The organism is Lysinibacillus sp. Ag94, assembly GCF_023242215.1.
In the GTDB taxonomy this organism is placed as follows: Bacteria; Bacillota; Bacilli; order Bacillales_A; family Planococcaceae; genus Lysinibacillus.
Map to the genome: position 1 here is coordinate 4,508,138 of NZ_CP096780.1, position 11,575 is coordinate 4,519,712.

Sequence of the window (11,575 nt, forward strand, 5' to 3'; positions counted from 1 at the left end):
TCAATCATTCGCTTCTTGACGTTTACGATACACTTCGTACATTAAAAGTGCAGCAGCTACTGATGCATTTAGTGATGTGACATGCCCAATCATCGGTAAATGATATAAAAAGTCACATTTCTCTTTTAATAAGCGGCCCATCCCTTTACCTTCACTACCAATAATAATCGCAAGTGGCAATGTTGCATCCATTTTACGATAGTCTGCAGAACCTTTTGCATCTGTACCCGCAATCCAAACCCCTCGCTCTTTCAGCTCATCTACCGTCTGCGCTAGATTATTAACACGAACGACAGGTACATGCTCAATTGCTCCAGTTGATGCCTTTGCCACTACAGCTGTCAAACTCACAGAACGGCGCTTCGGAATAATAATACCATGCGCACCTATCGCATCAGCAGTTCGCATAATAGAGCCCAGATTATGAGGGTCTTCTAGCTCATCTAAAATTAAGAAGAATGGATCTTCTTGTTTTTTTGCCGCTGCCGCAAATAAATCCTCTAGCTCCGCATATTTATATGCTGCAACAGAGGCAACTATTCCTTGGTGGTTGGCATCTGATAATTGATCCACCTTTTTTTTCGGGACAAATTGAACGATAACGCCACGTTCTCGTGCTAAATCTAACAGTTCATTGACGCCTGATTTTTTCACACCTTCTGCAATCCATACTTTATTCATATCGCGGCCTGAACGAAGTGCTTCTAACACTGGGTTTTTACCGGCAATAATTTCACCATTTTGCTCTGCCATTAATTCGACACTCCTTTTGATTCCTCGATGATTTGAATAGCGTATGCAATGATTGCATAAACGCGTTCTAATTCATTTAATAAATATAAACTACCTAGCACAGCCTCAAAGCCTGAGCTATTACGGTATGTTTGAATATCTGTATTTTTAGGCACAGAGCCGGATTTGGCATTGCGTCCACGACGGAACACAGCCAACTCCTCCTCTGTTAAAAAGCCTTCATCCATCATTCGATGTACAATCATAGATTGTGCTTTAGCCGATACGTAACGTGTCGCTTCTCTATGAAGTGTGTTAGGTTTGACACGGCCAGCACGTAATAAATGCTCTCGTATCTTTTGTTCTAAAACTGCGTCTCCCATATAGGCTAACGCTAATGCATTCAATTGCTTAACATCTTCGTTGCGGAGTTTATCCAAGTTACTTACCCTCGTTTCCATCTAGTTCCTTGTCGCGTATCTTCTAAAATGATACCTTGCGCTTGCAAATGGTCACGAATTTCATCCGAACGAGCAAAGTCACGATTTTTACGTGCATCTACACGTTCCTGTAACAGTGCTTCAATTTCTTCGTCTAATAGTTCTTCTTCTTTTACAAATTCAATACCTAAGACGTCACCTAACACCTCAAAAGTTTCAGTAAAACTTACTAATACTTTTTCATCAGTATTCGTTTCATTTAGATAAATATTTGCGATACGCGCTAATTCGAATAATACAGAAATGGCATTGGCTGTATTAAAGTCATCATCCATCGCTTCTTCAAAGTGAGCTTTTTGTTCAGCAATTTTTTTAAGCCATTCTTCTGAGTGATCACCTAAGCTCGCAGTTGCTGTTAAACGGTGTTTCACATTATTGTAGGCAGTACGAATTCGTTCTAATCCATTTGCTGCTGCATCTACTAAATCCTTCGCAAAGTTAATCGGATGACGATAATGCACAGAAAGCATAAAGAAGCGTAAAACTTGTGGGTCAATTTGTTTGCGAATATCATTAACGAGTATAAAATTACCAAGGGATTTCGACATTTTTTCATTATCAATATTAATATATCCATTGTGCATCCAATAACGCGCAAATGTTTTATCATTATGAGCTTCTGATTGTGCAATTTCATTTTCGTGATGCGGGAATGTTAAATCTTGCCCACCAGCATGAATATCAATAGTATCTCCTAAATGCTCACGCGCCATTACAGAGCACTCAATATGCCAACCCGGACGTCCTTTGCCCCAAGGACTTTCCCAGTAAATTTCACCTGGTTTTACAGCTTTCCATAGAGCGAAATCTAACGCGTCATCTTTTTTCTCGCCTGCTTCTATACGAGCACCAATTTTTAAATCATCCACCGATTGGTGAGATAATTTACCGTAACCATTAAATTTACGAGTTCGGTAATAGACATCACCAGCTGATTCATAAGCATAGCCCTTATCGACTAAAACTTGAATAAATTGAATGATATCATCCATATGCTCTGTTACACGCGGATGTACATCTGCTTTCTTGCAACCTAGCGCTGAAACATCTTCAAAGTATGCGGCAATAAAGCGCTCTGTTAATTCATGAACTTCTTCTCCAAGTTCATTTGCAGCCTTAATAATTTTGTCGTCCACATCTGTAAAATTTGAAACAAATTTCACATCATAGCCTTTGTATTGGAAATAACGACGTACTGTATCGTAGACAATTACAGGTCGTGAATTTCCAATATGAATGTAGTTATAAACTGTCGGACCGCAAACGTACATTTTTACTTTGCCGTCTTCCAGCGGTACGAAAGTTTCCTTTTGTCGTGTTAATGAGTTGAAAATTTGAATACTCATTGTGTTTCTCTCTCCTTTTGTAAGCGCTCGATTTTCTGATTCAATGCTGCAATCTGCTTCTCGAAAGCTTGACAACGTTCTTCTACAGGGTCAGGTATATTTTGGTGGTCTAGTTTTTTCTCTAGACGAACGCCATCCTTAATCACTATTTTACCAGGAATACCGACAACTGTAGCATTTGGTGGCACTTCTTTTAAGACAACCGAGCCTGCACCAATTTTACTATTTTCACCAATTGTAATAGAACCTAACACTTTTGCACCTGTCGCAACTAGTACATTATCCTCTAACGTCGGATGGCGTTTCCCCTTTTCTTTTCCTGTACCACCTAAAGTTACACCTTGATACAACGTTACATTATCACCGATCTCACATGTTTCACCAATTACAACGCCCATCCCATGGTCAATAAAGAAACGGCGACCGATTTTCGCTCCAGGATGAATTTCAATTCCAGTAAAGAAGCGACTAATTTGTGAAATGGCACGGGCTATAAAATAAAAACGCTTTTTAAAGAACCAATGGGCAACTCGATGTGACCAAGTAGCGTGCAAACCTGAATATGTTAATATAACTTCGAATACACTACGCGCCGCTGGATCATTCTCAAAAATTGTTTCTACATCTTCCTTCATTCTTTTAAACACAAAAGCTCCCCCTTTTCGTTTTGATCTGCTTTAATTCCACACAACCTCTTGCATCCCTGGCCATTGAAATATTATAGCTGACGTTGATCTCACCGCAGAGTCAGTGAAGTAGAATCCGACGCATCCATCGCTTCAAGTCACCTGTCCAGAAAATAAAAAAGCGCCCCTATCATCCCAAAAAGGAATGACAGAGACGCTAAATTTGCGCGGTTCCACTCTGATTGAAGGCGTATGCCTTCCACTTTGGACGTTCTGTAACGGGAACGAATCGATAAAGCCTACTCGTTGTTCAGCTTTATGCTCAAAGGTGCATTTCAGTTTTGCCTTGGCTCAGACCACTTTCAGCCGGTGATGGTCCTCTCTATAGAGCATGCGCCACTTACTTCTCCTTATCAACGCTTTCTCAATGTAAATACATTTTACAACGAACTTATAAATTGTCAATCAATTTCTACTTATTGTGCAAATTTTTCTACACGATTAATTGTTTTCTGTTTACCAATTAAGCAAATCGCGTTAGGAAGTTCTGGACCATGCGTTTCACCTGTTGTGACAACGCGGATTGGCATAAATAGATTTTTACCTTTGTGACCTGTTTCTTTTTGAACAGCTTTAATAGCCGCTTTGACAGCATCAGGCGTAAATTCTTCTAAACCTTCAAGCTGTACTTTAAATGCAGCCATTACCTCAGGTACCTGCTCCCCTGCTAAAACTGCTTTTGCTTCTTCATCATATTCAATATGATCATTAAAGAATAGGCGAGATAGTTCTACAATTTCAGCACCAAAGCTCATTTGTTCATGATAAAGTGCGATTAAATCTGTAGCCCATGCACGTTCTTCTTCTGATAACTCCGCTGGTAATAAACCAGCTTTTTGTAAGTGCGGTAAAGATAATTCTACTACTTCTTCTAAAGATAATTTTTTAATGTATTGATTATTCATCCAAGTAAGCTTTTGTTTATCAAACATAGATGGTGATTTTGAAAGACGTTTTTCATCAAAGATTTTAATAAATTCCTCTTTTGAGAAAATCTCTTCTTCTCCCTCAGGAGACCAACCAAGTAATGCGAAGAAGTTGAACATTGCTTCAGGTAGGTAGCCTAAATCTTTATATTGTGTGACGAATTGAATAATTGATTCATCACGTTTTGATAATTTTTTGCGGTTTTCATTAATGATTAATGTCATATGACCAAAGCGTGGATATTCCCAGCCGAATGCATCAAAGATCATCATTTGTTTTGGTGTATTCGATAAATGCTCTTCACCACGGAATACATGCGAAATTTCCATAAAGTGATCATCTAGCACTACCGCATAGTTATACGTAGGAATACCGTTCGCTTTAACAAGAACCCAGTCACCAATATCTTTTGACTCAAACGCTACTTGTCCACGTACTAAGTCTTCAAATTCATATGTTACATTTTCAGGTACGCGCATACGAATTGTATATGGTTCACCAGCAGCTTCTTTAGCCGCAACTTCCTCTGCTGATAAATGACGACAAGTACCATCATAAGTTGGAGCTGCAACACCCCGTGCTTTTTGTTCTTCACGAGACGCTTCTAATTTCTCAGAAGAACAGAAGCATTTGTAAGCTAAACCTTGCTCAAGTAGTTTGTCAGCGTGCTCTTTATAAATATCAAGACGCTCCATTTGACGGTAAGGTGCATATGGTCCACCAATATCGATCGACTCATCATACGCTATGCCTAACCATTTTAAATTATCTAACTGAGATGCTTCTCCGCCCTCTACATTACGCTCAATATCTGTATCCTCAATACGTACGATGAATTTACCGTTATGATGTTTTGCATATAAATAGTTAAATAACGCTGTACGCGCTCCACCGATATGTAAGAAACCAGTAGGGGATGGCGCGTAACGAACACGAACTTCTTTCGCCATAATTAAAAGCCTCCTAAATTTTCGATCAAAAAATTGACTTTGTTCATTTTACCACTCTGTTACAGGAAATAAAAGCGCTTTAGAGCCTGCTTTTATTTCTTAATCAATAGGATTGTCGCCATCGCGGCAATCCCTTCCTCGCGACCTGTAAAACCTAAACGCTCAGTTGTTGTTGCTTTTACATTCACTTGAGAAGGCTCTGCATGAAGCAATTCAGCAATACGATTTTGCATTTGTTGAATATACGGCGCCATTTTCGGACGCTGTGCCATAATCGTACAATCCACATTACCTAGAACATAGCCCTTTTCCTCAACAATATTCCAAATATACGCTAATAATTTCGCCGAATCAGCATCCTTGAACGCAGGATCTGTATCTGGGAAATGACGACCGATATCTCCCTCACCAATAGCCCCTAACGCCGCATCTGTTACAGTGTGTAATAAAACATCTGCGTCGGAATGCCCTACTAACCCTTTTTCATGAGGAATTGTTATACCACCAATAATTAATGGACGTCCTTCTTCAAATGCATGCACGTCAAATCCTTGTCCCACTCGAAACATATGATTTTGAAACTGTCTAATAAGATAAATAAAACAAGAAAATCCACCAACTGAAGCTCATTCGCTTCAACAAATATGCAGACTTAAAAAGCTTCCATTCAGCTTATAAGGCAGCCTCATTCACCTTCCTTCACTTCTATATTTACTCTATATTATACCCTCACATTTTAACATATTTCCTAGGAAATGAGTGTCTCGGCAAAGGTATAATATTTGGCTCTCTTTTTTCTCTCATTTTTTGATATGCTTGCATTAATAAAATACGAAAAGGCTGTGTTGAAATGAACATTAATTCTTTTGAAAAGCAGTTTAAAAAAGTAATTGTACAACGTGGGTACGATTATTATATGAATAATCAAGTCATTGATATTATGCAAATTGACACTAGTAACTGGCGGGCAGTAGTTGAAGGAACTGAACCGTATACTGTAGATGTCACCTTCAATGCACAAGGTGATATTACATACGCGAATTGCGACTGCCCTTATGATGATGATTGCAAGCATATTGTTGCTGTGCTATACGAGATTAAGGAACAGTTTTATAATCCTCCTGTATCGGTATCTAAATCATCTAAAGCAAAAAAATCAACATTACAGCAATTGTTAACAACACAAACAAAAGAAAATTTAATAAGCCTAATTTTAACAGTCGGGAAGAATTCTCCTGATTTCTTACAAGAATTAGAAATCCGGCTAATGGAGCCAACTGATGTAGTAATGGCCGCTAAAAAAAATGATTGTCAAGCATCTGAAATGGGGGCAAGAGGGGAGAAGTGGTTTTATCCCACGCCATCGGGCATCGAAAGCACTAAAAGGTGTCTACGCAACACTTCAGCACGCTGAGGAACATATCGACAAAGAGGATAATATTACAGCTATCGAGCTAAGTTTTCTATGCCTCCAATATGCATTAGAAGCACTACAATATGGTGATGATTCCGATGGTCATTTCGGCGATGCCATTAGAGAAAGTCTAGAATTAATTAGTCAAGCGATTGAAGAGGGGGCAAACTTTTGGTCAAAAGAGCAGTATGAAAGAGTATATGAACTTGTTATTCAAAAAGCAATGCAACACGAGTTTGATGACTGGGTAGAATGTCGAATTCAACTTCTCAACGCCTGTGTTTCTCTTTGTTTATACGATGAGATTGAAAAACAGTTTAAAACCCTTATTTATTCAATGGCAAGCTCATCAGATGATTGGAACGCACAATATATAAACAAAGAATTAAAACAGGTTGAGCTTCACTTATTACAGAATAAATACAGTAGTAAGGAAGTAGAAGCATTTTTGGAGAAGCATATCGAGGACTACCATATGCGTGAGCAAATAATTCAATCTGCTATTAACCACGGTGAATATGAAAAAGTATTACAATTGACAACTGATGGAATCCAGCAAGATCAACAACTCCCTGGCATTGTGAGCATGTGGAAACGTTACGCTTTTAAAGCTCATCAGCATTTAGGGCATACAGAAGAAATGCGCGAATTAGCTTTAGAGCTAATGCAAAAGGGTGAATATGATTTTTACAAAGAGTTCAAAGCTCTTCACTCTACTGAACAATGGCCAGAAGTTCTAGAAGAATTATTAAATAGCCTTCCCAATTCGAACTTATATGCAAGACTTATTGTAGAAGAACAGCAATCTAAACGTATTCTAGACTATTGCAAAGAATACCCAACAAGAATAGGCCACTATTATCAATTCATTAAAGAACAGTACTATGAAGAAGTTTGTGCACTTTTCATTGATGCCATCACCATAGATGCTCAATCTTCCTCTAATCGAAAAAATTATAAAGACGTCTGTCGTTCAATCAATGTTATGCGTGAGGCAGGCTATACCGTAGAAGCTGAACGGTTAATTACTGATTTACTACAAACTTACCCAAAACGCCCTGCTTTTATAGAAGAATTAAAGAATATTATGAAATAGTGGATTTCCCCTGCAAAAAGCGTTGCTTAAGAACATCGCTAATAGAAGTTAAAATAAAATCCCGTAAGAAGTTATAGTGCTACTTCTTTACGGGATTTTGTATAGCTGCTTAGCTGCTACCATTGTAATTTACCTAATGTTTCTCAACTACTCTTTACAAAGCACGTTTACGCAATATCGCTTCACCGAAAACTAAATCCTCTTGCGTCGTCATCTTTACATTCTCGTAGCTACTTTCCACAATATGCACTTCATGTCCGAGACGCTCAACAAGCATTGCTTCATCTGTGCCAAGGAAGCCTACCTTCTCAGCTACATCCTCTGCCTCTACAATTAAATCAAATTGAAATGCTTGTGGGGTTTGGATCATCCATAAGCTTTCTCGATCAATCGTCTCTTCAATAACACCATCGCGCACTTTTTTCATCGTATCCTTCGCACGAACACCCGCAATCGCAGCGCCAAAATTATATGCACTTTGTACAAGATTTGCAATAATATCATGCGTAATAAACGGACGCGCAGCATCATGCACAAGCACTATATCAACCTGCTTCATTTCTTTCATGCACGAATGGACGGAATGCTGTCGTTCTGCACCACCATCAGGTAAGCCTTTAACTTTAGTAATTCCATACCGCTCTAGCATTTCTTGAATAAATACACGCTCTTCCGGCTTCACTGCAAGCCAAATACCAGTACACTGGCTATCCTGTTCAAAAACCTCTAGCGTGTGTATGAGGATTGGTTTTTCTAAAAGATTTAAAAACAACTTATTTTGCCCTGCACCCATTCGCTTTCCGCTTCCCGCAGCAGGCAACACTACTTCATATTGCACATTTCCCACTTCCTAGTCATCCTTTGGTTTAGCAAAAATCATACGACCTGCTGATGTTTGAAGAACACTTGTTACGGTTACTGTAATTGCCTGTCCTATATAGCTACGTCCCCCTTCAACAACAATCATTGTGCCGTCATCTAAATAGGCAACCCCTTGATTATGCTCTTTACCATCTTTAATGACCATCACTTGCATATCCTCACCTGGAATAACGACAGGCTTTACTGCATTTGCTAAATCATTGATGTTCAGCACTTTAACGTGGTGGAGCTCACAAACTTTGTTCAGGTTAAAGTCGTTCGTAACAATTTGTGTATCGTGCCCCATTTTCTTTGCAAGGCGTACTAGTTTTAAATCAACCTCTTGAACATCCTCAAAGTCCTCTTCAGTAATCTGTACCTTCGTCATACGTTCATCTTGTAATTTCTTCAAAATATCTAAGCCACGACGACCTCTTGTACGCTTTAATGTATCCGAAGAATCAGCAATATGCTGAAGCTCAGTAAGGACAAATTGGGGTACAACTAGCGTACCTTCTATAAAGCCTGTCTCAGAAATATCTGCAATACGACCATCAATAATAACACTAGTATCTAACAGTTTATAGCTACCTCGTACTTCTTGAGGCTCTACACCTTCCGTTAACTTTTTCTTCGTATTATGACCACGTAACGTAAATAGCTGGATTAATTCATCTCGCTTTTTAAAGCCTACACGGAACCCTAAATAGCCCAGCACAAATGACAATATAATTGGTAAAACCTTTGTAAATTTCGGTAAATCAATACTATCAATTGCAAATCCTAAGAAATAAGCAACGATTAGCCCGATAATAAGTCCCAGTGTACCAAATAATAAATCACCAACAGGTACTTTAAATAGCACGTCTTCCATCCAACTAATTAGCCTTACGAAATAATCTGAAAAGGCAAATGATAGTGTAAACAGTAAAAGCGCTCCTAAAGCTACTGATACGTAGGGATTATCAAGCCAAGGATTAGATGATAAATGAAGCAATTCGTATAATGGCGGTAAGAAAACAAGGCCTAATGCTCCTCCAATCAGTAAAAAAGCAATTTGAACAAATTTTTTCATAACTGTCACCTCCCATTTTTACTATATAATTATACATAGTTTACTGTAGAAAATCTTTTATGAACCCATCAAAGTATCATTAATATTCTTGTGATCAACCATTTCGATTCTAATGAAAGAGGACAATCAATTATTGAAATCCTTCCATGCTTAAGCATCTGCTAGACGTTAAAGAAGCCTTTTCACAGACGTTATCTTAGACGCCATTACCCCCTTTAGAGTTTCCTACCTTCTATCTATGAATTACAAAAGCTTGCAAATCAATTATGCCTCGGCATAATTGCGTCCGGAATCGGCTTTGTGCATGCACAAAGAACTCCTTGCCGATTTCCGTGACATCCGCCGGAGGCTTTAATTTATTTCAGCGGGTGTTTGTACACCCGCTGAAATAAATTAAAAGTGCATGTCAGAACATTGCCCAACATGCACAAGCTTTTTTATAGCTCTCTAAAGCAAGCGGTCAATGCATCCTTTATCGTTTCCACACCAACTATCTCAATACCTTGTGGGAAATCCCATCCACCTATATTCGAAGCCGGTATGAAGGCCCGTTTAAATCCGAGCTTTGCTGCCTCAATCACACGTTGTTCAATACGAGATACACGACGCACCTCGCCTGTCAAACCTACTTCCCCAATAAAGCAGTCCGTTGCTCTGACAGCTTGATCCTTAAAACTTGAAACGATGCTTGTCAACACCGCTAAATCAATTGCAGGCTCATCCAGTTTCACGCCGCCAGCAACTTTAATATATGCATCCTGCGCCTGTAACATGAGGCCCATTCTCTTTTCAAGAACAGCCATAAGCAGTTGTACACGGTTTTGATCGACACCTGTTGCCATTCGTTTTGGATAATTAAAACTTGTTGGTGTTACAAGTGACTGAATTTCAACTAGAATTGGCCGTGTACCTTCCATTGAGGCTACGATTGTTGAACCTGCCGCTCCCTGTGAACGCTCCTGTAAAAACAACTCAGACGGGTTTAACACTTCCTTTAAGCCCCCCTGAAGCATTTCAAAGATAGCAATTTCATTCGTAGAGCCAAAACGGTTTTTTTGGCTGCGTAAAATACGGTGATTATGATGTCGTTCTCCTTCAAAATACAATACCGTATCAACCATATGCTCCAATATACGTGGCCCTGCAATTTGGCCCTCTTTTGTTACATGTCCAACTAGGAAAATTGCAATTCCCTTTGTTTTTGCAATTCGCATAAGTTCTGCTGTACATTCACGCACTTGTGATACACTACCAGGTGCACTCGTTACCTCTGGATGAAAAACAGTTTGAATCGAATCGACAATAACAAACTTTGGCTGCACATCGTCAATAGTCTGATTTAAAAACTCTAAATTCGTCTCAGAATAGATATACAGCTCCTGTGACATCACCCCTAAACGTTCTGCACGTAGCTTTGTTTGACGGATGGATTCCTCACCAGAAATATAAAGCACGCGATGCCCTTTATTCGAAAGCAACGCAGATACTTGTAATAACAACGTCGACTTCCCAATCCCAGGATCTCCCCCAATTAATACAAGAGAACCTGGCACGATACCTCCACCTAACACTCGGTTAAGCTCACCCATTTCTGTTGCAACTCGTGATTCCTCAGCTGCTTCAATCTGCATAATAGGGAGAGCCTTTTGAGTAACCGTAGCAGAATGTTGGAATGCCCCTCGTGGCCCTTTCGCGACCACCTCCACCTCTTCAACCATCTTATTCCATTCCCCACACCCTGGACATCTTCCCATCCATTTTGCGGATTCATAGCCGCAGCTTGAGCATACAAATTTTGTTTTTTTCTTCGCCAAAATGCATCCACCTCGAATATTTGTTCTTATATTTATTGTACATCAATTTAAGCCTTGGCGTAATTGCGTCTAGATTTTTAATTGTGCCCGCATAATTTATTCCTTTTATAATCGTCCGAAGGGGTTTTGGGCCAACGTGATGGTGGTCACTCAGTCGTTACCACAGAACGTGGC

At 39.4% G+C, this 11,575-nt stretch carries 11 protein-coding genes and 1 other annotated feature; of the genes, 2 read left to right on the forward strand and 9 right to left on the reverse strand.

Annotated features, from left to right (window positions below; genetic code table 11):
* From rlmB to ispF, 6 genes are all read right to left on the reverse strand, one after another.
* The gene (gene rlmB, locus MY533_RS21445; protein WP_132362665.1) at positions 1 to 753 is read right to left on the reverse strand and encodes a 23S rRNA (guanosine(2251)-2'-O)-methyltransferase RlmB; all 753 of its coding nucleotides are present in this window, start codon (positions 751 to 753) and stop codon (positions 1 to 3) included.
* A complete protein-coding gene (locus MY533_RS21450; protein WP_132362663.1) occupies positions 753 to 1,193 on the reverse strand; it encodes a Mini-ribonuclease 3 in 441 nt (146 codons plus the stop codon). The genes rlmB and MY533_RS21450 overlap by 1 nt, the downstream gene beginning before the upstream one ends.
* Positions 1,178 to 2,578, reverse strand: a complete 1,401-nt coding sequence (gene cysS, locus MY533_RS21455; protein WP_248717493.1) for a cysteine--tRNA ligase — start codon at positions 2,576 to 2,578, stop codon at positions 1,178 to 1,180. The genes MY533_RS21450 and cysS overlap by 16 nt, the downstream gene beginning before the upstream one ends.
* A complete protein-coding gene (gene epsC / locus MY533_RS21460) occupies positions 2,575 to 3,225 on the reverse strand; it encodes a serine O-acetyltransferase EpsC (RefSeq protein WP_132362659.1) in 651 nt (216 codons plus the stop codon). Before epsC ends, cysS begins: the two co-directional genes overlap by 4 nt.
* A gap of 186 nt (positions 3,226 to 3,411) precedes the next feature.
* Positions 3,412 to 3,630: a binding site (T-box leader), on the reverse strand.
* 50 nt (positions 3,631 to 3,680) lie between these two features.
* Positions 3,681 to 5,141 (reverse strand): glutamate--tRNA ligase, encoded by a 1,461-nt coding sequence (gene gltX / locus MY533_RS21465; RefSeq protein ID WP_248717494.1) that lies wholly within the window; start codon positions 5,139 to 5,141, stop codon positions 3,681 to 3,683.
* A gap of 92 nt (positions 5,142 to 5,233) precedes the next feature.
* Positions 5,234 to 5,710, reverse strand: coding sequence for a 2-C-methyl-D-erythritol 2,4-cyclodiphosphate synthase (gene ispF / locus MY533_RS21470; protein ID WP_132362655.1), 477 nt, complete (start codon positions 5,708 to 5,710; stop codon positions 5,234 to 5,236).
* A gap of 281 nt (positions 5,711 to 5,991) precedes the next feature.
* On the opposite strand from ispF, the gene MY533_RS21475 reads away from it, so the two are divergent.
* Entirely contained in the window at positions 5,992 to 6,555 is a 564-nt protein-coding gene (locus MY533_RS21475) for an SWIM zinc finger family protein (protein WP_248717495.1), read from the forward strand.
* Positions 6,446 to 7,651, forward strand: coding sequence for a hypothetical protein (locus MY533_RS21480; RefSeq protein WP_248717496.1), 1,206 nt, complete (start codon positions 6,446 to 6,448; stop codon positions 7,649 to 7,651). The genes MY533_RS21475 and MY533_RS21480 overlap by 110 nt, the downstream gene beginning before the upstream one ends.
* A 154-nt stretch (positions 7,652 to 7,805) precedes the next feature.
* Here the strand turns inward: MY533_RS21480 and ispD are convergent, their stop codons facing one another.
* The 3 genes from ispD to radA form a co-directional block, all read right to left on the reverse strand.
* A complete protein-coding gene (ispD, locus tag MY533_RS21485) occupies positions 7,806 to 8,489 on the reverse strand; it encodes a 2-C-methyl-D-erythritol 4-phosphate cytidylyltransferase (protein WP_132362731.1) in 684 nt (227 codons plus the stop codon).
* A 12-nt stretch (positions 8,490 to 8,501) separates the two neighbouring features.
* Complete coding sequence (locus MY533_RS21490; RefSeq protein ID WP_248717497.1) at positions 8,502 to 9,587, reverse strand: PIN/TRAM domain-containing protein; 1,086 nt, start codon at positions 9,585 to 9,587, stop codon at positions 8,502 to 8,504.
* 437 nt (positions 9,588 to 10,024) lie between these two features.
* On the reverse strand, positions 10,025 to 11,401 hold the full coding sequence (radA, locus tag MY533_RS21495) for a DNA repair protein RadA (RefSeq protein ID WP_248717498.1): 1,377 nt from the start codon (positions 11,399 to 11,401) through the stop codon (positions 10,025 to 10,027).
* Positions 11,402 to 11,575 lie beyond the last annotated feature (174 nt).

Coding starts and splice junctions, on each gene's coding strand:
- MY533_RS21480 (WP_248717496.1), top strand. CDS start 6,446: ATGATTGTCAAGCATCTGAAATGGGGGCAAGAGGGGAGAAGTGGTTTT.
- MY533_RS21475 (WP_248717495.1), top strand. CDS start 5,992: ATGAACATTAATTCTTTTGAAAAGCAGTTTAAAAAAGTAATTGTACAA.
- cysS (WP_248717493.1), bottom strand. CDS start 2,578: ATGAGTATTCAAATTTTCAACTCATTAACACGACAAAAGGAAACTTTC.
- ispF (WP_132362655.1), bottom strand. CDS start 5,710: ATGTTTCGAGTGGGACAAGGATTTGACGTGCATGCATTTGAAGAAGGA.
- MY533_RS21490 (WP_248717497.1), bottom strand. CDS start 9,587: ATGAAAAAATTTGTTCAAATTGCTTTTTTACTGATTGGAGGAGCATTA.
- rlmB (WP_132362665.1), bottom strand. CDS start 753: ATGGCAGAGCAAAATGGTGAAATTATTGCCGGTAAAAACCCAGTGTTA.
- gltX (WP_248717494.1), bottom strand. CDS start 5,141: ATGGCGAAAGAAGTTCGTGTTCGTTACGCGCCATCCCCTACTGGTTTC.
- MY533_RS21450 (WP_132362663.1), bottom strand. CDS start 1,193: ATGGAAACGAGGGTAAGTAACTTGGATAAACTCCGCAACGAAGATGTT.